Source organism: Streptomyces sp. CB03238 (assembly GCF_002099185.1).
In the GTDB taxonomy this organism is placed as follows: Bacteria; Actinomycetota; Actinomycetes; order Streptomycetales; family Streptomycetaceae; genus Streptomyces.
This window is the reverse complement of record NZ_NBCN01000030.1, coordinates 56,107-79,142: the sequence shown is the minus strand read 5'-3', so window position 1 is coordinate 79,142 and position 23,036 is coordinate 56,107. Positions and strand designations below refer to the sequence as shown.

General features: G+C 71.6%; 31 protein-coding genes. 19 read left to right on the top strand and 12 right to left on the bottom strand.

Features of this window, described 5'->3' with window-relative positions:
- Window positions 1–275: 275 nt before the first annotated feature.
- Window positions 276–509 carry a hypothetical protein gene (locus tag BKD26_RS39965; RefSeq protein WP_143662755.1) on the bottom strand — a complete coding sequence of 78 codons (234 nt, stop codon included), beginning with the start codon at window positions 507–509 and terminating at the stop codon, window positions 276–278.
- A 124-nt stretch (window positions 510–633) separates the two neighbouring features.
- On the opposite strand from BKD26_RS39965, the gene BKD26_RS34865 reads away from it, so the two are divergent.
- The 8 genes from BKD26_RS34865 to BKD26_RS34830 are packed head-to-tail and all read left to right on the top strand — an operon-like array spanning window position 634 to window position 9,158.
- Window positions 634–1,113 (top strand): hypothetical protein, encoded by a 480-nt coding sequence (locus BKD26_RS34865; RefSeq protein WP_143662754.1) that lies wholly within the window; start codon window positions 634–636, stop codon window positions 1,111–1,113.
- 4 nt (window positions 1,114–1,117) lie between these two features.
- Window positions 1,118–1,438 (top strand): hypothetical protein, encoded by a 321-nt coding sequence (locus BKD26_RS34860; protein WP_241518993.1) that lies wholly within the window; start codon window positions 1,118–1,120, stop codon window positions 1,436–1,438.
- Between the two features lie 10 nt (window positions 1,439–1,448).
- Complete coding sequence (locus BKD26_RS34855) at window positions 1,449–2,243, top strand: hypothetical protein (protein WP_084906562.1); 795 nt, start codon at window positions 1,449–1,451, stop codon at window positions 2,241–2,243.
- Window positions 2,243–3,784, top strand: a complete 1,542-nt coding sequence (locus BKD26_RS34850) for a hypothetical protein (RefSeq protein WP_084906560.1) — start codon at window positions 2,243–2,245, stop codon at window positions 3,782–3,784. Before BKD26_RS34855 ends, BKD26_RS34850 begins: the two co-directional genes overlap by 1 nt.
- Window positions 3,781–5,232 (top strand): PrgI family protein, encoded by a 1,452-nt coding sequence (locus tag BKD26_RS34845; RefSeq protein WP_241518992.1) that lies wholly within the window; start codon window positions 3,781–3,783, stop codon window positions 5,230–5,232. Before BKD26_RS34850 ends, BKD26_RS34845 begins: the two co-directional genes overlap by 4 nt.
- A 5-nt stretch (window positions 5,233–5,237) precedes the next feature.
- A complete protein-coding gene (locus tag BKD26_RS34840) occupies window positions 5,238–6,833 on the top strand; it encodes an ATP-binding protein (RefSeq protein ID WP_084906558.1) in 1,596 nt (531 codons plus the stop codon).
- Window positions 6,830–8,569: a type IV secretory system conjugative DNA transfer family protein gene (locus BKD26_RS34835; protein ID WP_084906556.1), complete on the top strand. Its 1,740-nt coding sequence runs from the start codon at window positions 6,830–6,832 to the stop codon at window positions 8,567–8,569. The genes BKD26_RS34840 and BKD26_RS34835 overlap by 4 nt, the downstream gene beginning before the upstream one ends.
- A complete protein-coding gene (locus BKD26_RS34830; RefSeq protein WP_084906554.1) occupies window positions 8,559–9,158 on the top strand; it encodes a DUF4913 domain-containing protein in 600 nt (199 codons plus the stop codon). The genes BKD26_RS34835 and BKD26_RS34830 overlap by 11 nt, the downstream gene beginning before the upstream one ends.
- A gap of 61 nt (window positions 9,159–9,219) precedes the next feature.
- Here the strand turns inward: BKD26_RS34830 and BKD26_RS34825 are convergent, their stop codons facing one another.
- Together BKD26_RS34825 and BKD26_RS34820 are read right to left on the bottom strand one after the other, a co-directional pair.
- Window positions 9,220–9,483, bottom strand: coding sequence for a DUF6372 family protein (locus tag BKD26_RS34825; RefSeq protein WP_084906552.1), 264 nt, complete (start codon window positions 9,481–9,483; stop codon window positions 9,220–9,222).
- A gap of 31 nt (window positions 9,484–9,514) precedes the next feature.
- Window positions 9,515–9,829, bottom strand: coding sequence for a hypothetical protein (locus tag BKD26_RS34820; RefSeq protein ID WP_084906550.1), 315 nt, complete (start codon window positions 9,827–9,829; stop codon window positions 9,515–9,517).
- Window positions 9,830–9,977: 148 nt separating this feature from the next.
- On the opposite strand from BKD26_RS34820, the gene BKD26_RS34815 reads away from it, so the two are divergent.
- Window positions 9,978–10,820 (top strand): hypothetical protein, encoded by an 843-nt coding sequence (locus BKD26_RS34815; RefSeq protein WP_084906549.1) that lies wholly within the window; start codon window positions 9,978–9,980, stop codon window positions 10,818–10,820.
- Window positions 10,821–10,947: 127 nt separating this feature from the next.
- Here BKD26_RS34815 and BKD26_RS34810 read toward each other — a convergent pair whose 3' ends face one another.
- From BKD26_RS34810 to BKD26_RS34775, 9 genes are all read right to left on the bottom strand, one after another.
- Complete coding sequence (locus BKD26_RS34810) at window positions 10,948–11,412, bottom strand: hypothetical protein (RefSeq protein WP_084906547.1); 465 nt, start codon at window positions 11,410–11,412, stop codon at window positions 10,948–10,950.
- Between the two features lie 72 nt (window positions 11,413–11,484).
- The gene (locus BKD26_RS34805) at window positions 11,485–12,267 is read right to left on the bottom strand and encodes a hypothetical protein (protein WP_084906545.1); all 783 of its coding nucleotides are present in this window, start codon (window positions 12,265–12,267) and stop codon (window positions 11,485–11,487) included.
- Window positions 12,264–12,428 carry a hypothetical protein gene (locus tag BKD26_RS40685; protein ID WP_179166821.1) on the bottom strand — a complete coding sequence of 55 codons (165 nt, stop codon included), beginning with the start codon at window positions 12,426–12,428 and terminating at the stop codon, window positions 12,264–12,266. The genes BKD26_RS34805 and BKD26_RS40685 overlap by 4 nt, the downstream gene beginning before the upstream one ends.
- Window positions 12,425–13,030 (bottom strand): DUF4326 domain-containing protein, encoded by a 606-nt coding sequence (locus tag BKD26_RS40960; protein WP_084906543.1) that lies wholly within the window; start codon window positions 13,028–13,030, stop codon window positions 12,425–12,427. The genes BKD26_RS40685 and BKD26_RS40960 overlap by 4 nt, the downstream gene beginning before the upstream one ends.
- Before the next feature lie 44 nt (window positions 13,031–13,074).
- Window positions 13,075–14,295, bottom strand: coding sequence for an ATP-binding protein (locus BKD26_RS34795; protein ID WP_084906541.1), 1,221 nt, complete (start codon window positions 14,293–14,295; stop codon window positions 13,075–13,077).
- Window positions 14,292–14,738, bottom strand: coding sequence for a hypothetical protein (locus tag BKD26_RS34790; RefSeq protein ID WP_084906539.1), 447 nt, complete (start codon window positions 14,736–14,738; stop codon window positions 14,292–14,294). The genes BKD26_RS34795 and BKD26_RS34790 overlap by 4 nt, the downstream gene beginning before the upstream one ends.
- A gap of 177 nt (window positions 14,739–14,915) precedes the next feature.
- Window positions 14,916–15,116, bottom strand: coding sequence for a hypothetical protein (locus tag BKD26_RS34785; RefSeq protein WP_084906537.1), 201 nt, complete (start codon window positions 15,114–15,116; stop codon window positions 14,916–14,918).
- Complete coding sequence (locus BKD26_RS34780) at window positions 15,113–15,415, bottom strand: hypothetical protein (protein WP_084906535.1); 303 nt, start codon at window positions 15,413–15,415, stop codon at window positions 15,113–15,115. The genes BKD26_RS34785 and BKD26_RS34780 overlap by 4 nt, the downstream gene beginning before the upstream one ends.
- Entirely contained in the window at window positions 15,412–16,008 is a 597-nt protein-coding gene (locus tag BKD26_RS34775; protein ID WP_241518991.1) for a hypothetical protein, read from the bottom strand. The genes BKD26_RS34780 and BKD26_RS34775 overlap by 4 nt, the downstream gene beginning before the upstream one ends.
- A 234-nt stretch (window positions 16,009–16,242) precedes the next feature.
- Here BKD26_RS34775 and BKD26_RS34770 point away from each other — a divergent pair, with 234 nt between their 5' ends.
- The 10 genes from BKD26_RS34770 (at window position 16,243) to BKD26_RS34730 (ending at window position 22,993) form a co-directional block, all read left to right on the top strand.
- Window positions 16,243–16,614, top strand: coding sequence for a hypothetical protein (locus BKD26_RS34770; RefSeq protein ID WP_084906532.1), 372 nt, complete (start codon window positions 16,243–16,245; stop codon window positions 16,612–16,614).
- A gap of 65 nt (window positions 16,615–16,679) precedes the next feature.
- Window positions 16,680–16,802, top strand: a complete 123-nt coding sequence (locus tag BKD26_RS42155) for a hypothetical protein (protein WP_277622442.1) — start codon at window positions 16,680–16,682, stop codon at window positions 16,800–16,802.
- Window positions 16,803–16,805: 3 nt separating this feature from the next.
- Entirely contained in the window at window positions 16,806–17,465 is a 660-nt protein-coding gene (locus tag BKD26_RS34765; RefSeq protein WP_084906530.1) for a hypothetical protein, read from the top strand.
- 17 nt (window positions 17,466–17,482) lie between these two features.
- Window positions 17,483–18,739, top strand: coding sequence for a hypothetical protein (locus BKD26_RS34760; RefSeq protein WP_084906528.1), 1,257 nt, complete (start codon window positions 17,483–17,485; stop codon window positions 18,737–18,739).
- Between the two features lie 8 nt (window positions 18,740–18,747).
- On the top strand, window positions 18,748–19,404 hold the full coding sequence (locus tag BKD26_RS34755; RefSeq protein WP_084906525.1) for a hypothetical protein: 657 nt from the start codon (window positions 18,748–18,750) through the stop codon (window positions 19,402–19,404).
- On the top strand, window positions 19,401–20,042 hold the full coding sequence (locus BKD26_RS34750) for a hypothetical protein (RefSeq protein WP_084906523.1): 642 nt from the start codon (window positions 19,401–19,403) through the stop codon (window positions 20,040–20,042). The genes BKD26_RS34755 and BKD26_RS34750 overlap by 4 nt, the downstream gene beginning before the upstream one ends.
- Window positions 20,039–20,422: a hypothetical protein gene (locus BKD26_RS34745; RefSeq protein WP_084906521.1), complete on the top strand. Its 384-nt coding sequence runs from the start codon at window positions 20,039–20,041 to the stop codon at window positions 20,420–20,422. The genes BKD26_RS34750 and BKD26_RS34745 overlap by 4 nt, the downstream gene beginning before the upstream one ends.
- Window positions 20,419–21,411 (top strand): hypothetical protein, encoded by a 993-nt coding sequence (locus BKD26_RS34740; protein ID WP_084906518.1) that lies wholly within the window; start codon window positions 20,419–20,421, stop codon window positions 21,409–21,411. Before BKD26_RS34745 ends, BKD26_RS34740 begins: the two co-directional genes overlap by 4 nt.
- Entirely contained in the window at window positions 21,408–22,541 is a 1,134-nt protein-coding gene (locus BKD26_RS34735; protein WP_084906516.1) for a hypothetical protein, read from the top strand. Before BKD26_RS34740 ends, BKD26_RS34735 begins: the two co-directional genes overlap by 4 nt.
- On the top strand, window positions 22,538–22,993 hold the full coding sequence (locus tag BKD26_RS34730; protein WP_084906514.1) for a hypothetical protein: 456 nt from the start codon (window positions 22,538–22,540) through the stop codon (window positions 22,991–22,993). The genes BKD26_RS34735 and BKD26_RS34730 overlap by 4 nt, the downstream gene beginning before the upstream one ends.
- The last annotated feature ends 43 nt before the right edge of the window (window positions 22,994–23,036 follow it).

The window sequence follows — 23,036 nt, the reverse complement described above, 5'->3', positions numbered from 1 at the left end:
CGCCGCTGGCGCTGGACGCTTCGGTGGCCGAGGCGTCGTCGTCGGATATCACCACCCCGACCACCAGAAGGAGCGCCAGGACGACGAGTCCTATGACCGCGGCAGCGGCCCCCATGAGCACCTTCACGTGCTATCCCCCCGTGCGTGTTCTCGCTTCGCTGTCGTGCCGGTTGTGTGACTTTCTGCCGTACTAGATCACGAGTTGTTTGGCGTGTGCGCCTCCATTCGGCCGGGGCCGGACCGAGTGCGCGGCCGCGGCTCACGTAGGGTCGGGATCAGGTTTCGGGTCGGGCGACTTCGCGCAGCGAAATGACGCCCCCTTCATTTCGCGCGGCGAAATGGAGGCGTCCGCGCGGAACCGTTGGCGACTCGGGGGTGTGGCTGATGAGTGTGACTGTTGATGCTGTGACTTCGGCCAGGGTGACCAGGTGCGATCGGTTTGCCGTCTCGAAACGGTTCCTGCTGTGCAGGCAAAACACCGGCTGTCGCGCGCTGTTGTAGAGCGACACCTGTGCCTGACCTCCGGCTCTCGCGAAAACACCACCCTGGTTTGTCGGGGGTTCACGCTAGCCTCAGTGATCCCAAGAACCCAATATCGTGACTTAAACGAAGGCATACGGGGGGAGTTGCGGCATGACCACCCAATCGGTGACATCAACCCCGGGCACTGGTGCGCCGGTTGCTCTCCGGTACGCGCTGATGCCCGTCGACAACGGGTTCGGCATTGCAGTGGCGACGGTCGCCAAGATGCTCGACAACGACGCCGGCGGCGCCCGGGCCCGCATCCTCGCGTACGGCGAGCACATCCCCTACGGCGCCTCCCCGGTGCTCGTTGCCGACACCACGCTGTACGGCGTGCAGATGCTGGAGCAGACCCTGCACCGCTGGGGCTCGCTGCCCCGGCCGTGGCTGGTGTGGGTGGCCGACGCCCCGGCCCGCCCCGTGCAGGACGCCCGCTTCCTGGTCCGCGCCCTGGAGGGGCGACTGGCCGGGGTGGCGAGGCTGCCGTACCTGCCCGTTCTCCGGGCCGTTAAGGGGCCTGACGAGGCCCTGGAGTACAAGGACGTTCGGTCCGCAGCCGAGAAGCTGCGGCGCACGATCGAAGGGAAGTGAGCAGATGGCCATGGAGCGAGTTGCCGCGTTCATCCTGGCAGCGGACGACGACAAGAAGGACGGCGGCGGTGGCCTCATCCCCGGGGCCAAGCCGACGAAGATCCCGGGCATGGACGGCCCGGTCTCCGAAATCTTCGGCTACGGCCTGTGGCTGCTGGTCCTGGCCGGGGTCGGCGGCGTCGCCTTCGGCGTCTACAAGTTGGCCGTCTCGGACAAGAGCCGCAACGGCGGCGGCAGCGAGCCCTTCAAGTGGATGGGCGGGGGACTGGCCGCGATCCTGCTGTCCGGCTCCCTGATCGCCATCCTCAACGGCATCGCAGGCTGAGGCGGGAGACATGGGACGCACCAGGGGGACATGGAACACCAAGGGCACCTGGCTCGCCGGCGCCGCGCTCGCGGCCGTGCTCGCCCTGACTGGCTACGTGGCGTTCAGCGGCGACGACGACGGCGACACCCCGGCCAAGGGCGAGCCGAGCGCGAGTGCGTCCGCTTCGCCCGGCCCGAGCGCGACGTATGCGCCGCCGGACGACTGGACCGAGCCGAATTCGTGGGCGGCGCTTCCGCGGGGGGAGCGCACCGACGACCACGGCAGCCAGGTGGGCTTCCCGAAGTCCACCGAGGGGGCCGTGGCGATGATGGCGGCCGCCAACTCGACCGACATCGAGGGCGACAAGTCCAACGCGGACGAACAACTGCGCATCTATCGCTCGTACATCGGCAAGGCCGACCAGTCGTCGGAGAACGCCGAGCAGATCGAGCTGAACGCGCAGGCCAGCGACAAGGCCCTGGCCAAGCAGATGGGCGTGAGCGCCGGGCAGCCGCTGCCGTCGGGCGCGTACGTCCGCAGCACCGTCGTGGGCTTCAAGGTCATCAAGAAGTCGGACACCGAGGTCAGCGCGTGGCTGCTGTCGCGGGTCGTCCAGAAGAACGGCGAGATGAAGAAGGAGTCCGGCTCCTACACCCGCACTCTGGCCGGCGCGCAGTGGGAGGACGGCGACTGGAAGCTCACCGGCGACGCCACCGCCCGCGCACAGACGGACGTTCAGGGGCAGGCCCAGCCGCGCATCGTGGCCCCGGGCGACGCCGACTTCAACGACTCCGGATGGACGGCCATAAGGGAGGCGTCGTGATGCGCCGAGGCGCCGTGGGGCGCCGGTTCGCCGCGATCCTGCTCGCTCTGGTCGCGGTGTTCGGCGTGTCCGTCGTCTCGGCGCCGCAGCCCGCGAGGGCCGACGGCATCATCAGCAACACGATCGAAGGCGCATGCCGGATCGGCACCGGCCCGGTGCTGGGGACGATCCTGAAGACCGGCGGCAAACTCGGCGGCATCGGCGGTCTGACCGGCTCGGACATGTGCGACGCAGTCGGCGAAGTGGGCGAGAAGGCCATCAAGGAGGCCTGGAAGAACGTCTGGGACTCGATCCTCGGCGACATCATCAAGGCCGCCCAGGACGTCACCAAGTGGATCATCAAGAAGGTGCTGACCTTCGCGCTGCTCGGGCCATCGGTCGACTTGAAGGGCACCGGACTGTGGGACGGCAAGGCCACCTTGGCGGGCATGCTCGTCTGGCTCGGGCTGGTGATCGCCGTGGCCGGGATCATCTGGCAGTTCGCCAAGATGGCGGTCACCGGGAAGGTCCAGCACGCCGGGGTGGCGATGAAGGGATGGATCGAGAACCTCTTCCTCTCCGCCCTCGGCGTGAGCCTGTTCGCGTTCCTGCTGACGATCGGGGACGCGCTGAGCGCAGGTCTGGTGAAGGCGACCTTCGACGACGACGGGCAGGCCTACGAGCGGATCATCGCCGTTCTGCTGCCCACCGCGATCTCGAATCCGATCACCCTGCTGTGCATCGTCGGCGTGCTGCTGCTGATCGGCTTCATCCAGATGGTGATGATCTTCCTGCGGCAGAGCGCCATCCCCATCATCTGCCTGCTGATCCCCGTGGCCGGCGGCGGCCGGACCGGCGGTGAGGCCACCCGCAAGTGGGCGCCGACCCTGATCACGTCCGGAATGGTCATCGTGGCGTACAAGCCCACGGTCGCCGTGATCATCTGCACCGGTTTCGCGGAGTTCGGACACTCCAAGACCCTCGCCGAATGGCTGCGCGGGTGCGCCACGCTGGTCCTTGCGGTACTCGCCCCGGGCCCGCTCACGAAGATCTTCGCCCCCTTCGGGGCGGCGGTCGGCGCGGGCATGAGCGCGGGCGGCGCCAGCGGCGCCCTGACGGCGGCCGCGGGCTACTTCGCGGGGAAGGCCGGAGGCGACGGCGACGGCGACGGCGGCGACGGCGGCGGGGACAGCCAGGGCACGAGCGCGGTCGAGCACGCGAAGTACGTCGAGCAGAGCATGGGCAGCCAGGGGCAGGGCGGCAATGGCGAGGACGGCGGCCAGGGCAGCGACGCCCAGGCGCAGGCGGCCCGGAACGAGGCCGGACGCGTTCCCGGACAGGGCGGCCCCGAAGGCGCCCCAGGCGTCGGCGCGCCGGGAACCGGCGAGGCTTTGCAGGGCGCGACGGGTGCCACTGGCACGGCGGGTGCCACCGGCACGGCGGCCACGGCCGGTACGGCGACGGCCGCGGTCCCGGTGGCAGGCGCCGCCATCCAGGTCCTGGACGGCGTCAACGACGCGGTGCAGGGCGCGAGCGGACAGATGGGCGGAGAGAACCAGTGACCACCCACGAAGTGCCCAAGACCCTGATGGTCGAGGGCTTCCGGGCCCGCCGCAGCTTCGGCTTCGGCGGGCTGTCGCGGAACGCGACGATCTTCGCAGCGGTCATCCTGGTGGCGGACGGCCTGATCGCCACCCAGGCCCCGCTGTCCCTGCTGGTCACCCTGCCGGTGACCGGCGCGGTCTTCGGACTGGCCGCGGCCAAGCGTCACGGCATGTCCGCGCTGAACTACTACTGGGCCAAGATCGCCTGGAAGCGCGCGGCGAAGTTCGACGCCACCTCCTACAGGCGGCTGCTGCTGCCGCACCCGTACGCCCTGGACCTGCCCGGCGTCGGCGCCAGCTCCACCCTGATCAAGGCGCACGACCCGACCAGCGGGCGGCCCGTCGGCGTCGTCCACGACCGGGCGACCGGCTACATGAGCATCACCACCCTGCTCGCCCCGGGCGGCAGCCTCATGGCGCCCACCGGGGCGGTGCAGAGCAGTCTGCGCACCTGGTCGTCCGTGCTGGACGCCATGTCCACCGACGAGCAGATCAAGGGCGCGTCCGTCACCATCCAGATCACCCCGGGAGCGGGGGAGGCCCTCGGTGACGACGTCGCGTCCCGCAAGGACCCGAACGCGCCGCAGCTCGCCAAAAAGATCATTGACGAGCTGGTTCGTACGACCCCGCACGCCACCGCGAGCGTCGCGCCATGGATGAGCGTCACCGTGGACCCGAACGCCTCCGCGAACGCGCCGGCGGACCTCGCCGAGCAGGTCGCCGAGGCGCTGCGGGTGGTCGACTCGCTCGACCTGTCCGGCACAGGCACGGACATCGAGCGGCGGGCGACCGACGTGGACCTGCGCCGGATCGTCAGGGCCGCGTACGACCCGGACGTGTTCAACGCGAGGGACGCCGAGTTCGCTGACCTGTCGTGGTCGGAGTGCGGGCCGCAGGCCGCGGACGACGGGTGGGAGGAGTACGCGCACGACGGCGGCGTCTCCATCAGTTGGGTGCTGCGCGAGATGCCCAAGCGTCCCTTGCCGTACAGCGTGCTGCTGCCGCTGCTGGCCCCTGGGCGCTATCAGAGGCGCATCACCTTGTCCTACCGCGTGCTCGACCCGTACGAGGGCGAGGCGGTGTTGGAGCGGGAGATCAGCAATGCCCAGGACCGGGCGCGGGCGACCGCCGAGGTCAAGGGGCGAGCGAAGTACAGCCAGAAGGCCGACCTCCAGCGCGCGGAGAAGGCCGCCGCGCAGGTGGCCGGCGGCGTCCAGGTGGTCGACTGGACCCTCATGGTCACCGCCACCGCCCGCCGCGCCGCCGACCTGCCCGCCGCGCGCCAGGAGTTGGCCCGCGCGGTCAAGGCGACCCGAGGCATCCGGATGCGGAGCGCGTTCGGCGCCCAGGCCGCGGTGTTCGCGGCCGGACTGCCGATCGGATACTCACCGTTGGTGAAGGACTGACGACGATGGCACGCAAGCTCAAGTCTGTGCCGGTGACCACGCCCAAGCGCGTGGTCAAGGTGATCGAGCAGGCCCCGACCCGCGAGGAGCGGCGGGCCGAGAAGAAGCTGCGGGGCCGCTTCGCCCCGAGGTTGGGGTGGGGCGGCCGGTTCGGCGGCCGCGCGCCCGTTGAGGACACCGGCACCGTCTACACCGGCCCCACCTCGCAGGCGGGTGGTATCTACCCCTTCCTGCTCGGCAGCGGACTGCCGCCGCGCGGCGTGCCGGTCGGACGGGACGTACTCACCGGCGAGTTGGTGTGTATTGACCCCAGCGGATGGACCGGCAAGCTGACGACGAACCCCGGCGTCTGGGTCATGAGCCAGCCCGGCGCGGGCAAGTCCGCGCTGGTCAAACGCGTGTGTCTCGTCTACTCGGCGTACGGGCACATGGTCTGTGTCCCGGGCGACGTCAAGGGCGAGTATTCCGAGCTGATCCGCGAACTCGGCGGCTCCGTCGTGCGGATCGGCGACGGCATCGGCCGCCTGAACCCGCTCGACAGCGGCCCGCTGAAGGGGCGCGTGCACACGCTGCCGGTCGACCGGCGCGAGTCCCTGCTGGACGTCCTCAACGGCCGGCGGCTGGAGACCTTGGTCGCTCTGCTGTCCACGAAGCACGGGCTCGGCAGGGCTCCGAACGAGATCGAGCGCTCGGCGCTCGACACGGCCGTGCAGGTCGCCTCTGCCGCGCAGGAGTCCGGCAGCGACCCCGTGGTCGCCGACGTCGTGCGGGCGCTGCGCGCGGCGCCCGAGGAGCTGCGCACGAAGTTGGCCGCCGAGGGGGAGCGGTACCAGGACCTGACCCGGTCGGTGATCGCCGGGTTGGACAACTTGATCGGCGGGCCGCTCAAGGGCCTCTTCGACGGCCCGACGACGACCCCCTTGGACATCTCGGCGCCCGCCGTGTCCGTGGACATCTCCGCCCTGCGGGCCCGTGGCAACGACGTGGTGAGCGCGGGCATGATCGCGACGTGGGCGTACACCTACTCCGCGATCGACTCCGCCCGCAGCATCGGCCTGATGGACCGGTCCCTCGTGCTGCCCATGGACGAGATGTGGCGCGCGCTCAGGAGCGGCCCCGGCCTGGTGGACGCGATGGACGCGATCAGCCGCCTGAACAGGACCACGAACGATGTGACGATCTACGTCACGCACTCGCTGTTGGACGTCGAGGCGCTGCCGACGGAGACCGACCGGGCGAAGGCGCGCGGGTTGATGGACCGGTGTGACACCTGGGTGATCGGTGCGTCCTCGGAGGAGGAGCTGCGCCGGGTCACCGGCAAGCGCAGCCTCACCGAGCAGGAGCGCATGATGATCGGTTCGTGGTCGTCGGCGACGTCGACCGGGCTCGACATCGACCCGAGTTTCGACGACGCCGACGGCAGCAACGTGCCCCTGGAGGAAGAGGGCGCGCGGCACCCGGGCCGCGGCAAGTATTTGATCAAGATTGGCACCCGGCCCGGGATCGCGGCCTCGTTGGAGTTGACCGCGACCGAACTGCGGCTCTACCGCACGGACACCAACCGGCGCCGGACGACGAGGGTGGGAGGCGACAGCCGATGATGACGGACAACGACCGGGCATGGGCCGGCGGCGCGATCCTGGTCGGCGGCGCGGTGGCGCTGGCCGCCACGACGTGGGCCGGGGCGGCGGGCGGCGCGCTGGTGACCGGCGAGGACGTGGCCCCGGCCTCCCCGCTGACCGTCTACCGGATGGTGAGCGACTGGTCGGCGGTGTGGCCGCAGTCGCAGACCGCGTCCATCGTCGGCGCCACCATCGCGGACCTGGCGGTCGTGGTGTTCCTCGTGTGGGGGCTGCGCTGGGCTTTCAAGTGGTTCAGGAACCCGAGCAGCTTGGCCACCTTGCACCAGGTGCGCGAGCTGACGCCGAGGCACGCGGCCCGCACTGCCACCCGGCTGCGGGCCTCGTTGAAGGGGGCGAAGGCGTCGAAGCTCCCGGCCCGCGACCGGGGCGTGCTCCTCGGCGACCACATGCCGTCCGGGATCGAGCTGCGCGGATCGGACGAGGACACCTACGTCGCCATCATGGCGCCCCGCGCGGGCAAGTCGACCAGCCTCGCCATCCCCGTCGCGGAGGAGGCGCCCGGCGCCCTGTTGATGACGTCGAATAAGGCCGACGTCTACGCCGCCACGGTGGGTTCCCGCGGGAAGGTCGGGCAGACCTTCCTGTTCGACACCCAGGGCGTCGCGCAGGCCGAGCGGGACGTGTGGGTCGACCTGGTCGCGCAGGCCGAGACGTTGGAGGGAGCCGAGCGTCTGGCCTCCCACTTTGTCAACCAGATCACCTCGGAACAGGCCGATCCTTTCTGGAGCCAGGCCGCCGGGGACCTCCTCACCGGCCTCTACCGGGCCGCATGGTGGGAGGGCGCCACCGTCCGCGAGGTCATGAAGTGGCTCTCCGACCCGAAGGAGAAGGCGCCGCTTCGCGTGCTCTACCAACACGAACCGGTGCTCGCCGAACAGGTCGATTCCTCCATCAATATTGCGGAGGAGACGCAATCGGGCATTTACCAGAACGCCCGTACGGCGATGTCCGCGCTGCGCGACGAGAAGGTGCTCGCGTGGGTCACCCCGGACAAGCACCGGGCCCGCTTCGACCCCGAGGTCTTCGCCACCAGCACGGACACGCTGTACCTGCTGAGCAAGAAGGGCGGTCCGTCCTCGGCGCTCGTGGCCGCGGTCGCCGACGCGGTCTTCACCGCCGGCACCGAGGCGGGCGAGCGCCACGGCGGCCGCCTGCCCGAGCCGATGCGCGCTGTGCTCGATGAGGCCGCCAACATCTGCAAAATCGCCGATCTCCCCGACCTCTACAGCCACTTGGGGTCTCGCGGCATCACGCCGTTCGTGATCCTCCAGAGCTACCGCCAGGGCGTGCGGGCATGGGGTGAGGTCGGCATGGACTCGATGTGGTCGGCCGCCACGAAGAAGGTGATCGGCGTCGGGATCGATGACGCCAAGTTCGCCCAGGACATCAGCAGCCTGACCGGCGCGCACTACGTCGAGCGTGGCTCGTACTCCAAGAGCAAGGACGGCGGCAGCCGGAGCTGGTCCGAGCAGCGTGAGCAGGTACTCGACCCCGCCGAGATCCGCGCCATGCGCAAGGGCACGGCCCTGCTGATGTCCACCGGCATGCCGGTCGCGCAGATCGGTTTGCGCCCCTGGTACGCGGAGAAGGCGATGGCGCACATCGGCCCGCAGATGCGCGAGGAGGAGGCCGCCATCACCAAGCGCGCCGTGGGCGCCTACGAGCTGCGGAAGGCGACGCGCAGTGGCCGATGAGCCCGATGACGTCCCGGAGCTGGACGTGCCCGTCGGCATGTTCGAGGACATCGAAGACCTCAAGGCCCAGGTCGCCAGCCTGACGACCCTGGTCAAGACGCTCACCGGGGGAGAGGAAGGGGAGCCGGGCGAGGCCTCCGCCGACGAGGAGGAGACGGCCGGCGGGGAGGCCGCCGCCGAGGAGGACGACGGTGAAGAGGAGTGGCAGTACCCGCCGTTCATCCTCCTGCTCGACCCGCCGGAGTACGACGACGAACTTCGAGCGCTGATCGAGTGGGTCGAGGGCGTACTGGTGCCCGGCTACCTCGCGGAGCCGTCAGCCGATGCCCGATGGTGTCACCTGTGGTGGGAGCACCCCGTGGCCATCGCCCGCCTGCACGCCGTGTGGCTCGCCTGGCAGGAACTGACGGACCCGGCATCCTGCGGATACACCGGCCCCTCGGTCTGGCACCGCGACCACATGGACCCCGCACTCCGGGAGCTGCGCGGGTCCACCGGCCCCTTCTCAGGCTGCACCAAGGGCGAACACCAAATCGAGCACCGCATGCCCAGCCTGGTACCCAGCGCCTGGACGCACACCGAGGACTGACGCAGGGGTGACGAACGCGAGGGGCCGCCGGGTCATCCCGGCGCCCCTCTCCTTCTTCCTGCTACTCGCTCAGCGGTGCGAGTGCGGTGTAGCAGGGGGCGCACACCGGAAGGGCGTCGGTGATGTCGGCCGGGTGCCCCTGCCCCTCCACCCCCGGTGTGACCACGCGCAGCAGACGGCCCGGCTCCGCAGCCGCCAAGCATGTTCCCTGTCCACCGTGGTAGACGCGGCACACGCAGCGGCAGCCGCCGGGCCGGTGCTGTTCCCAGGTGAACAGCCAGGTCTTCGCCAGGTAGAGCACGGGGTGCTCGGTCTCGCCTGCCATGCCGGGAACGGTAGCGGTTCGCTCGCCGGGCCTACCGGCCGCCGATCGACCGGATCACGTCCGCCGCGTCCCGGTCGCTCCGCAGGGAGACGTCCGTCGCGAGGATCGACAGCTTCCCTGCCATCTCCATCAGCAGGCTCGGCAGGATGCACTCCTCATCGGAGCCCGCCGCGGCGATCCGGGCGTAGGACTTCCCCAGCTCGGCGGAGAACTCCGCCTCCAAGGCGGCGCCTTGCTCCTCCGGAGACCGGGCCTCGGGGACGGTGAGGTGTTCCATGCTGCGGTCCGCCATGAGGCAGGCCAGGCGGACGCACTCCTGATCGAGGACGGCCATGTCGACGTACACGCGGGGCTCCTTCGCCGGTAGTTCAGGTGTCCTGCATACCGGACGGCACCGTCAGTGCACCGCGATCGGGCCCGAGTTGGGGCAGCGTGGCGCCAACTCACCCCAGAAACTCACCTCTTAAGAGGTGAGTTTCAGTTAGGATGAAGTCATGCCCACCGAAGCCGTCGCAGTCATCCCCGAGCCCGCACCCGCCCCGTCCCTGGAGGTCGTGCCCGACCTGCCCGCCGAGGTGACGGTCGCCAAGATCGCCGCCGGAGTCACCTCCGCCCTGGTGGAGGCCTGGGACGCGATCCGCGCCCGCCACAAGGACGTTCCCGAGGCCGTCATCAGCATGGCCACCGGCGGCCGCGCGAGCGCGGTCGAGCTGGCCCACTTCGCGCCCCGCCGGTGGCGGCTGCGCGAGGGCGACGACGTCCACCACGAGGTGTTCGTCACCGCCGAGTCGCTCGCCGACGGCGCGGCCAAGGTCTTCGGGTACCTCCTGCACGAGGCCACCCACGCGGCGAACGAGGCGCGCGGCGTCAACGACTGCTCGGCGAGCCAGTACCACAACAAGGAGTTCCGGAAGATGGCCGAGGCCATGGGACTCGTCCAGCGGCCCGACGTCGGCGAGAAGTGGAAGAAGAAGTACGGGTTCGCCGGTACGGAGTTGGGCGAGGAGGCGGCGAAGACGTACGCCAAGGAGATCGCCGCGCTGGATAAGGCGATGCACGCCACCCGCACCCCCGACATCTTCGCCACCCGCAGCCGCGGCGGCAGCAGCAAGGGCGGCGGGACCACCGACGACGTGGACACCGCCGACACCGCCGACGCCGGCGGGGACGACGAGGCGCCGACCGGGAAGAAGGAGAAGGAGGACCGCAACTACGTCAAGGCGGTCTGCAAGTGCACCCCGCCCGCGGTCATCCGGGTGTCCCCGAAGACGCTGGAGCGCCGCAACATCATGTGCGGCGACTGCATGGAGAACTTCGCGCCGGAGGAGTCCGCCTGAGAGTGGTCTATCTGGCCAGATAACCCGCGGGCCCCGGCGGTCCCCTTCGAGGGGGGAGCCGGGGCCCGCGTCGTCGTGCGTCCGCGCCGCCGTCCTGCACCAGGTGCAGCACCTACGGCAAGGGGGGTCAGGTCGGCTGCTCGACCACGGTGTCGCGCCGGTTGTCCCAGCGCGTGCAGTGCGAGGTGGTCCGGCCGTCGGCCAGCCACCGGACAGTGATCTGCCACGACGGCCAGGTCCCCAGCGGGCGGTCCCGCTCGATGGCGAGGACCTCGTAGGCGGCGCCGTTCGCGCCGACGCGGTAGCGGCCGCCGACCCGGCGCGGGCCGACCTGGAGGTTCACGAACTCCGCGTGGGTCAGCTCGTAGCCCTCCTCGTGGTCACCCAGCGACTCGGCGGCGGTCTCGCACCCGCACTCGGTGCAGCCGCCGTACCGCTGCGGGCTGACGGTCCCGCAGGTCGCGCACGTCACCAGCGCCTGCCCGCAGTCGTGGCAGGCGTCGTAGTGCGGCGGGTTGATCGCACCACACGTGCAGGTGGACGCGCGACGCTCGCGCAGCGCGATGGCGACGTCTTCCTCGTATGTGCCCATGGGGCCCCTTCTGGTACGGGCCGGGGGAGTCCCGGCTCTGTCTGGTGGTCTATCTGGCCAGATAAAATGCGGCTACACGGCCCGCAGGCGGCGCGGGGAGCGTACCGGCGGCGGGTTGCCCGGGTCGGGCCAGTCGTCGGCCGAGAGGCCGTACGGCGGCGGTTCCCAACTCGCCGGGGCGTAGTGCCGGTAGACGTCCTCCCACGGTGCCTTGAAGTACGCGGGCAGCAGGCCGCCGCGGTTCGGGATCGGTTCGGGCGCGGCCTCGTTCTGCTCGCGGACCTGGTCGGCGACGCGCTCGGCGTGGTCGACGTGCCGCTTGCAGAACCAGTGCGGGCGCACCCAGCCGGTCCGCGGGTCCAGCTCCAGCACCTTGTGGTGGGAGTCGGCGCCGCAGATCTGCCGTTCGTTGCGGTAGTCGACCGGCGGGATATAGTCCGGGCCGACGTGCACGACCGGCTCGGGCGGCCGCCGCAGCGGCACCGCGGCCTCCTCGTCCCCGCTTGTGGCGGGTCGGCGCGGCCGGTAGACGTACGGGCGCAGGCGCGGAGCCTCGCATCCCGGAGCCTGGCCCGGGCCCCAGTCGCCCGCCGCGCGGGGCGGCTCGTAGCGGGGCGCGTCGGCGGCGACCAGGGCGTCGAACCGGGGGCGACCTCCCTCGAGACCCAGCGCCCGGGCGGCGGTGTTCAGCACCCGCCCGGGGTCGCCGGGGGCGACGAAGAGGGCGTACGCCACGGCGAGCAGCAGCTCCCGCGCCGGCGGGGCGGCCCGGCGGTCGCCGAAGATCCGGTGCACGGTCTCCGCGTGCGTCTCCGCCCGGTCCAGGCGCGGGGCGTCGGCGTCCGGTGTGTTCACTCCGGCTCCCCGTCGACGTGCACCTCGACCGCCTGGTTCACGTTGCCGTCCTCGGTCTCCTCCTCGATGACGACGATGGAGACCTTCGGGTCGGCGGTGGGCCGGGCGACGAACGGTAGGCGCGCGGCCCGGTCCGCGTAGCTCTCCTGCGGCGCGCTCACGCGAACACCTCCACCAACCGGACCGTGACCGCGTCCTCGTGCAGCCGCTGCCCCTTCAGGTAGTGGTTCCAGGTCCGGTTGTCGCAGCGCTGCGGGATGCCGTCGCCCGGGTCGAAGTCGACCAGGCAGTCGAGGTGCACGTCCTGCGTGAGGACGGCGGCCAGGTCGTCTGCGTCGTACATCGGCTCCAGGCCCTGGAAGACGCGCTGCCGGTCGACCCGGACGCGGGTCGCGGCGGTCCGCACCTCCAGGGCGAGCGGGGAGAGCGCGGCCCACTCCAGCAGCACGTCACCGTGGCACGGCTCGCCGGGCTCGCACGGGCAGGCCAGGTCCATGTCGCGCAGCTCCGGCAGCCGGGCGAGGAGCTTCTCCCGGCGCCGGTCGCTCTCGTCGGCGGTCCAGTTGGCACGGCTGCCGCGCAGCCACGGACGGAACTCGGCGATGGCGGTCTGCCGGGCCTCCGGCTCCTTGTAGCCGATGTCCACGAGCTGCGCGATGGTGAACGGGTTGCCGAAGTCGGAGGTGCGGTCCACGATCATGCACCGCTCAGGCTTGCGCCAGCCACGGTCTCGGCGGCGCTGGATACGGGTGCAGGTACGCATAGGATGCGGTCCTTTCCTGCTGGTCGGAGGGTGGGGACGGTCAGTCAGGGCGTCGGCCGCGCGTGAATCGGGATGTGGATCTCCCCGCCGCCGCAGTCGAAGTCGGCCCACTCGTGTTCGGGGGCGAGCGTCCATCCGTGGTCCGTCGCGGCGCGCACCGTCTCCCGGACCGCCTCGGTCCTGGTGCCGTACTCCCCGAGGGCCACGGACGCGAGCGGCAGCGCGAAGTCGGAGGTGTAGGTGTCCACCGAGGCCAGCCACTCCCCGCCGCTCTGGAGAAGCAGGAGGTGAGTGGCCACCAGTCCGGCGTGGGCGGCGAGTTCGAGGTAGAGGGTGTGATCGGTCTGCATCACCAGCCCTTCGTACTCCGGGAAGAACTCGGCGAGGTCTGTGCGTGCCTCCTCGTGGCCTTCCTGAGCCTTCCTCAGTACGGCGACGGCATCGGCGATCCGCTCGGGGGCAAGGACGTCGTTGGACACGGTGGCTCCTGTCGGGGTGGGGTGGACCTGGTGAACGGCGGTGAAGCCCTCCCGGAGCAGGGCGTCCGCGGTGGCCTCTCGCGCGAGGTCGTGCTGCCAGCGCAGCGTGTCGTCGGGTACCTGCCGGTTGACCGGCCGCAGGCCGTTGCGGGTCAGGCAGGTGTCGAGGTCGGGCAGGAAGCGCAGGGCGACAACGGGGCGGCCGCGCCGGCGGGCCCGTTCCACGAGTTCGGCCCGCACGCGGGGCTCCACGTTCGTGCTGTCGAGGAAGAGGGTCGCCCCGGCGCTCAGGTACTGCTCCAGGAGGGCGTTCTGCCGCTCCACGGCGGCCGGTGTGACGGACTGGTCGCCCTCGTCCCCACCGATCTCACGGCGCAGGGAGTCGAGGCAGACCACGACGTCGACCGCCGCGGTGGTCGCGTACGTCGACTTGCCCGAGGCCCCGGGGCCGACCGCGACCAGCAGCGTGCCGGGGACCAGGTCGAGCGGCGGGACGACCAGGAAGCCCGAGGGCTCCTCGTCATCCTCGTCCGGCCCGTCCTGCGCGGCCAGTTCAGCGGTCGCCTCCAGGTCGAGGTGGCCGGTGCCGTGGTAGATGAACACGGCGCCGTCGGCGTCGGTCTCGGTGTACGAGGGCAGCGCGTCATCGTCGTCCTCGTTGCCGGTGCCGTACGTACGGCGGCCACACTCGGGGTCGGGGCAACGCCAGATGTCCTCGCCGTCGACCGTCAGGGGGATGGTCGCGGTCGAGCACTCCGGGCACGGCGGGGTGCTGGTCGTCGTCATCCCTGCCCCCCGGTCAGCCGCTCCACGGCGGCGGCGAGTTCGCCGCGCTCGGCGGCCTCGTCCGCCTCGGTCAGCCGCCGCAGGGCGTCCGCGACGGTCACCTTCGGGTCGACGCGGGAGGCCTCGGTGAGCGGCTGGTTCAGCGCCTCGTAGCCGGTGGTGTAGCCCTCGTGGTAGCGGCAGGGCTGGTCCGCCACTTCGCCGCAGGCCGGGCAGTTCTCCCAGTCGGCGGCGTCGTACGGCTCGATCTCCATGGGCACGTCGCCGGTGGGAGGCAGCTCCAGCGCGGCGTGCGGCCGGGCCACGCCGAGGACGCGCTGAGACCAGTCCTCGGGCAGGGCGCGCACCTTCATGGCGAGCGCGGCGGCGACGGCGGGCTGGTGCTCGGCGAGGCGCTTCCACAGCGTGTCCGCCGTGGTCAGCGCGTCGGGCGATAACGTCATGTCGGTTCCTCTCAGGGGGAGTTGATCAGAAGGAGCGGCGCATCCAGGCGGGGAAGCCGCTCGCGCAGGGGCGGCAGCGGAGATGTCCCAGCACCAGGCGCCACCCGGCGGCGGCCGCGCAGACGAAGTTAAGGTCCGTCATCCCGCAGCCGGTGCACTCCGGCTGTACCGGACGGGTCACCGCAGCACCCCACGCCGACCGAGGACGTAGCCGAGGGCGGCACAGGCGGCGGCCTGGACGACGACCAGGACCGCGCCCCCGGCGAGGAGACGGGGCATGCTCAGGTCGTCGGCGCCGGGGAGCCAGACGACGACCGCCGCGGCGATGCCGAGCAGCCCGGCCGGCAGCACCACGAACAGGATCAGGCGGGTACTCATGCCCGTCCCTCCTTGGGCTCGGGCAGCGGCACCCAGGTGCCGGTCAACCGGTCGAGGGCCACCCAGGTGCCGTCCGCACGGCGGTCGGCGTAGGCGTCGGTCCGGTTGCTGCGCTCGGTCCAGACGGTCACGCCGCCGGGGACGCCGAGGTCGTCCAGGAACTTCCGCGCCTCACGGAAGGTGGTGGAGCGCTGTTCGCGCCCGGCGCACCGGATGACCTCCCCGTCGGGCTTGGTCCGGGTCGTGCTCTCGGTGGCGTAGAAGACCCGCTTGGCGTTGCGCGGGATGCGGGTGGTCACGGCTGCTGGTCCTCCTCGTCCTGGTCGTCGTCGGCCGGGAGCGAACCCCCGTCCAGGTCAACGAGGTTGTAGCCCTTGAGCATCGACGGGTCGGGCGCCCAGGACATGGACGTCTTGCCCGCGCCGCCGGGGTGCAGACCCGCCGCCCGGGCGGTCTGCTGGGCGTGGGCGAGGCGGGCGAAGGCCGCGCGGAAGACGGGCACGAGGTCGCGGCTCATCACGTACGCCTCCGCCTTCTGCCATGACGGGTGATCGGGGTCGTCCACCTTCTCGATCGGCGCCGGGGTGCCCTCCGGCCACCAGCCCTCGCGCACCCCGCGCGGGATCGCCCGACTCAGTGCGACCGTGGGCCCGTTGAGCTTGCCGACGGCCACGCGCAGCGTCTCCGCCTCGGCGCGGCCGTCGCCGTCGACCACGACGAGCCGGGCGAAGGTCCGGGCGCCGGAGGGCAGCGAGCGGAGGTAGCGTTCGGCGCGCTCGACCGTCCACCCGGTCTCGACCGTGCTGATGGTCAGGTTCGCGCCCTGCTGCGCGGCGAGGGTGAGCACCTTCTCGGTGAATTCCTCGCTCGCGCCCTCAATGGTGATCTTCATGCGAGCCTTCCGACGGATTCTTACCCGATTCTCCGGGGTCTGTTTGCGAGTCTGCCCCTTCGGCCCCCTCGCTGTCTACGCCCCGGAGAATCTGGCCAGAAATCTAGACACGTTCGGGTGATGTGGTGGACCGGCGCGTCTCGGCTCGGATAATGTGCCATATCCGAGGCGATAAACCGGACATGACGACAGGTCAGCGAACCGGCCCGCCGAGACGAGAGGAATCGAACGGACGTGCCCCAGACCGACACGGCGACCGAAACGGTCCCGGCCGCCACCCTCTACGAGTGGCAGCGTCGCGCCGAGCGTCACCTCGCCGCCCTCATCGAGCACGGCGCGAGCAACGGCCTGCTCCCGCTGGCGTGGTCGCTCGCCACCAACGGCAACCTCATCGGCAAGGCCGACAGCCTGAGCTACACCCCCGCCCAGCAGCGCGCGGCCGTGCAGCAGTGGGCCGACCACATCGGCGTCCCGGTGGACACCGACCACGTCAACGGCCGCGAGGAGCTGTACGCCGGGTGGAAGGACGACGAGCGCCGCACCCACGGCTGCTTCCGCGCCACCATCTTCGTACGCGACGACATCCCGCAGCCGGGGAACCGGTGAACGGCCCGGCCGCACCGGCGGCGGCGCCAACTCCCCTGTGCTCGGGGCAGCTTGAGCTGTTCCGCGTGCGGTCCCGCCCGCACATCACCATCGACTACGCCCGCCCGGACGGCGGTCCGCTGACCGGTGAGGACTTCGATCTCCTGGCCCGGCTCGCCCGTACGGCTACCACCCGAAAGGGTGACTGACGCATGCCGCTGAACGTGCCCGTGACCATCACCGTGCCGCCGATAGACCGGTCGTTCACGGTGCACACCGACCGCCAGCGCTGGAGCGCCGAGCAGCTCGCCGCCGAGCCGGACGGCCGCGCCGCGCTGGAGGCGGCGGTGCGCGAGGGCGTCCGCAAGGCCGCCTCCACCTGTGCCTACGCCCAGCTCACCGAGCCGGACATCGCCGTCGCCGAGCACCCGGACGGGTCGGTGACGATGACCGGCCGCGTGCTGTGCGACGAGACCGATTGCCACGCCGCCGCCCAGCGCCACCACTTCGACGCCGCCGAGTCGATCGAGGCCAAGGCCGCCGCCGAGTGGGCCGCGCAGAAGGAACTGGACTTCGCGCCCGGGGAACTCGGGGTCGTACAGGAGCGCGCCCTCTCGGGCCACGACCGGCGGCAGCGCCGCGCGGCGTTCGGCTTCCTGCTGGTTGGGGTGCTCTGCGCGGCCGCCGGCGGCGCCATGAGCCAGTACGACTACACCAAGCCCGAGGGCACCTCCCCCGGCACCAACATCAACGTGTGGATCTGGACGAACGTCGACTCCCTGTGCAACCACCTGGCGTTCCCCGCGGTCATCGCCGGAACGCTCCTCGTCCTGTACGGCTTCGTCCGCCTCGCCGTCACCAACGTCAAGTAGATCGAGAGGTCACACCCATGCCGCTGTCCGTACCGCTCCTCCTCGTCCCGGGGGAGCCGGACCGCCACTACACCGTCCACCTGCACCGCGTGCGCTGGAGCGTCGGCGCGGTGTCCGTACCGCTCACCGCCGACCACCTCAAGGCGCTGGGGGCCAACGCCGAGCGAGGCCTGCGGATGGTCTCCGAGTGCATCGCCGCCGAGCTGTCCGAGCCCGACGTCGAGGTCACCCAGAACCCCGACGGCTCCGCCGGGGCCGTGGCCCGCGTGCTGTGCACCGAGGACGAGTGCGCAGCCGTCGCCGAGCGCTACCGCCGCGATACCGACGAGGACGTCGAGGCGGAGGCCGCCCGGAAGTGGGCCGCCACCCGGCTCCAGGACCACACCGTGGAACTCCTGAAGCTGCGTGGCGAGTTGGAGAAGACCATGCCCGGCAAGACGGTCGCATCGGCCAAGGACATGCTCGCCGCCGTGCTGGCCGTCCAGCAGGAGCGCACCGGCGGGACAACCGACCGTGTGGTGCTGATGCTGGACGAGGCCGCCTACTTCGCGGGGGTGGCCGGTCTGTTCCCCGACCGGACCCCGGAGGATGTGCGGGCCGAGATCGAGCACCTGATCCGCACCGGCCGCAAGCCGGACCCGACCGAGTCCGCTGAGGAGGTGTTCGTGGGGCAGATGGGCGGGGGAAAGACCACGTTCCGGCCTCACCGCCTCACCGACTTCGATAGCGCCCCCGACTCCGTGACCTGGGTGGGTCCGGCCCGGGGGACCGTGCCGATGCTCCCGGCCAACGAGGTGCTGGACTACCTGGGGCGGCCGGACGCGGCCGAGCTGACGCCCGAACGCCTGGTGCGCGAGACCGAGGAACTGGCCCGCTCCGTCGCCGCAGGCGAGGCGCCGAACGCGGGCGTGATGCGGCTCGGGCAACTGTCCCGCGAGGTCGCCCGTCGCTGCGACGCGGAGCCGAACCCGCCGTGCCCTGTCGACTGCGAGCAGGACGACGACCCCGGGCACGCCCTGAAGCGCCGCATCGGCTACCGGCCCCGCGCCGTACGCGCCGGCGAGGTCCGCGCTGCGCTCGTGGGCGTCGGGCGGGACTGGTCACTGCGGACCCTGCCCGACGCCTGGCCGGAGGACGACGCCGCCCCGGTCCTGGTGTACCGCGAGCCCACCCCGGGCCTCGCGCTGCTGGAGCACATCCGTACCGGCGACGAGGAGGCCGTGCAGAACGACATGACCCTCCTGGTGCGCTGGCTCACCGCGGACGGGAAGTGAAGGCCGCAATGATCACCTCTGTCACCCTGCCCAACGGCACCGCCGCCGTGGTGCACACCGCCTGCCTCGGATGGGGCGAGGCCAACATCGAGCGGTACGGGCTGCCCGCCCTCTACCGGACCGTGCTGGACGAACTGAACGAGGACGCCACCTGCACGGCCGTCCGGGAGCACGATGGCGGCGTACTGGTGGACTCGCTGTCCGGCGGCGGCCCGGGGGTGCTCGCGTACGCCCTGGCGCTGTGCACCGCCCCGGAGTGCCGTGCGGCCGCCGAGGCCTTCGAGAAGGAACACGGTCCGCACCCGGACATGGACTTCGAGCGGACTTGGGCCAGCAAGCAGACCGCCGGCGACCAGGACGACCGGGACATGGTCCAGGAGTACCTGTCCGCCGAAATCCAGGACGTCAACCTCCACTGGCTCGCGCAGGTCGACCCGGACGCGGCCCGGATCTTCCGACCCGGCTGCTTCACCGGCCTGCTCGACATCGAGCACCCGGTGCCCGGCTACGAGGACTTCGACCTGGGGAAGGCGCTGGAGCTGTACGCGGCGGCCAAGCGCGACGAGGGCCGGATGGACCGGTACGGCGCCCTGTTCGCCGGGACCGCCGACTACCAGTGGGACGCCTTCCTCCCCGCCGGCGCGACGACGGAGGCCGCCCGATGAGCAGTTCCGACGCCATCGCCGCCCACCTGGAGTGGCATCCGTTCGCCCACCGGCAGGACTGTGCCAAGCCCGTCTGGGAGATCGACCATCAGACCGTCTCCGACGCGCTGCGCTCCCGCCGGGGAGGACCGGAGCACGCGTGCCCCAACGATGAGTGCGGTCACCACGACCACTACGACCGGATCACCGTGCGGCTGCTGTGCCGTTCCTGCGACACGGTCCGCCTGATCAGCGGCGAGGAGCACACCACCCGGACGACCACCACGGCGCGCATCGGGTACGGGCAGTCCCCCAAGCGGGTGGCCGGGCTGTGGCTCTACCCCGGCCCGCCGCTGCTCGACCTGGGGGACGCCGGGCCCGGCGCCTACCTCTGCTCCCGGGAGAAGGTCGACCGGCTGTCGCAGGACGACATCGTCGGCACCGTCACCGAGGGCCGGGGCAAGCGGGGCGCCACAGTCTGGTACGCGGCCATCGGGCCCGACTTCCACCCGCCCTCCCGTGGCCTCACGGGCTACGCGACGTGGGCGAAGAACAGCGGCGAGAAGCCGTTCACCAGCGTCACCGCGGCGGCGAAGTGGGTGGCGGCGGAGCTGGACGCGGCCGCCGTGACCGAGACGAAGGAGGACCAGGAGCAGTGAGCGCCACCGAGCAGATCGACGGCACGGCCGTCGTCACCACGTACTTCGAGGACCGGATCGCCGCGGCGGAGAAGGAGGTCGAGGAGGCCCGGGCCGCGCTCGCCGCCGCCGAGGCCAAGGTCGCACAGCGGCAGAGCGAGCGGGACGCGTTCGTCCGGGACGGCTCCCTGCACCCGGCCGCGTACAACAGCGACACCGGCCAGCCGGAGTGGGAGCTGTGCCAGTGGGCGCAGTCCCGCATCGGCCGGGTGGCCTTCAAGGACATGACGCGCGCCGGTGACGCCACCTACGCCCGGCTGGTGGCCGAGGAGAAGGCGGCCCACCGGTGGCTGCGCGAGCACGGCCGCACCGTCCCCGCACCGTTCGGAGAGAAGGCATGACCGACCAGCACACCGCCGAGATCCGCCGTCCCGGCGACGTTCCGGCCGGCACGCCGCTTACCTCCCTCGCGCAGAAGCGCGCCGAGGCCGGTGCGCGCCTGCACGCCCAGCACGACCGCGACCAGGACGCCACCGTCAGCGACGCCCTGACGCAGCTCGCCGTGGGCGAGGCGATCCGGCGGACCGTCCGCAGCGAGCGCGGCAGCATGGTCGCGCAGGCGCTGCGGCTCGGGGCGACGTGGGACCAGGTCGCGGCCGCGCTCGACACCACCGAACTCGCGGCGGCGGACGACCTGCGGGTGTGGGCGGAGGGGCAGCGCACCCTCTACCACCAGCTCCTTGCGGAGAACCCGGACAACCGGATCGGGCTGAACGACGACGCGTACCACGAGGTGATGCGCCAGGTGGCGTTCGCTCTGGGACGGGCCGCGGTCGACGCCCACGCGGAGCAGGCGCCCCGGCTGCGGGCGGCGGTCGCCGCGGCGCCGATGGTCGACACCGTCGGCGAGCTGCGGGCCCTGCTGGAGCAGCTCCCCGGCGAGATGCCGCTGTCCCTGGACGACCACCACCGGGCCCTGCCCGGCGAGCCGGACCAGGTGCACACCATCCACCCCCGGCTGGTGGCCGTGGTCTCCGGGCTCGCCACCGAGGCGGAGAGCAAGCAGCCCGGGCTGATGCTCACCCAGGTGTACGTGCCCTTCCCCGCCGAGGACGAGGAGCAGGCCGCCGTCGCCACCCGCGACGACCTGCCCGCGTACGGCGAACTCCCGCGCGCCGCCTACCACCTGGAGCGCGGGGAGCTGCGCCCCGGACTGAAGGACGTCGCCGAGGTGCTGGAGGAGCTGGCCCACCTGGTGGGCGAGGTCGCGGCGGACTGCACGGAGCACGACGAGGACGGCTCCCAGCTCAGGGTCGAGGCGAAGCGGATCACCCACGCCGCCGAGCGGGTCGGCAAGCTCGCCGACACGGTGGAGGAGGTCGCCGAGTGACGACCGCCGAGGAGTACGGGACCGCGCTGGAGCCGGTGGAGGTGGTCGTCGCCGAGCTGGTGGACGACGACGCCCCCGGCGCCGGCGAGGTCGCCGTGCACGATCCGGTGGCCGCCGTGCTCGCCGCACTGGACACGAAGGCCGCCGAGGACCTGCACGACTCCCGCCCGCGTAAGACGAAGAAGGGGTACGCCCGGGACTGGGAGCTGTGGCAGGAGTTCCACGGGTGGCTCGAAGAACAGACCGGCACCCGCCTGCCGGACAGTGCCATCACGGTCGGCACCTACGTGGCGTTCGTGAAGTGGCTGGACGAGGTCAAGGAGGCCGCGCCGAACAGCATCGAGCGCCGGGTGACCGGGGTCGCCTCCGAGGCCCGCCGGTACGGCTACACGGTGCCCAAGGTCGCCCGGGCGGCCGCCACCCAGGCGCTCAAGCCGCTCAAGAATGACAAGGAGCGGCAGAAGCGCGGCCGCGGGAAGGCCGCCGCGATCACCCCGGCCGACCTGCGGAAGATGAACACCGCGCCGCGCGAGCGGGAGCCGCAGCCGGACGCCCGGCGCCGCCGGGTGCACATCGTGCCGGAGCTGGCCCGGCTGCGGGACCGGTCGCTGCACACCATGCGCTTCGCCGTCGCGGGCCGCAACGAGGAGATGAGCGAGCTGGACGACACGGGCATCCGGCTCGTGGCGGAGGGCCTGGAGGTGCACGTCCCCAGCGTGAAGGGGCGCCCGGCCCGCGACGTCGTCGTCTCCTACGGCGAGAACGCCGACACCTGCGCGGTGCGCTGCTGGATCGCGTGGCAGGAGGCCAAGCGCGCCGCCGGCGCGGCGCCCGACGGGCCCGCGTACCTGCCCGTCGACCAGTGGGGCAACCTCGGCGCCGAGCGGCTGTCGCCCGACGGCTGCGGCCGGGCCATCTCCCGCTCTGCGAAATACGCGGGCATGACCGGGCGGCGGATCACCGGGCACTCCGGCCGTCGCGGTCTGGTCACCACCGGCCGCCGCAAGGGCAAGCGGCCGGAGAAGCTGCGCACCCAGGGCGGTTGGTCGAAGAACTCGCCCGTGTTCTGGGAGTACGTGGACGAGGGTGAGAAGTGGGAAGACAACGCGACCGAGGGGATCGGCCTGTGAAGAGGGAGCTGGGCGGCACGCTGTACGAGGGCACGCCGCCGGTGGAGGCCGTGCCGACCGGCCTGCCGACGCCCGACGGCGTGATCGCCGCGCTGATCCTGGTGGTGGAGCCGGACGTGGACCAGGCGGAGGTGGACGACTTCGTCACCCGCTACCGCCTGGTCCCCCGGGACCAGACCGCCCGGGCCGCCGACTCGCAGGCCCGCTGGACGCTGGAGCCGGACGGGCGCGTGACGATCCAGCTCCTGTGCGAGGAGAGCGCCGCGCGCATCGTGATCCCCTCGGACCCCCGCATCCACCAGTGGACGGCCCTGGCCCGGCACGGCGGCGGCAGCCTCTCCCTGATCGTGGCCCCCGGCCTGCCCGACACCGACCTTGTGACCATCGGCCGTCACCTCGGGCCGTACGGCGGCCCGTACTGGCACATCAGCGTCGGCTGCATCCCCGTCTGACGCCCGCCCCCGCGCGTCCGGGCGGCCCAGGCCGCGGGCCGTC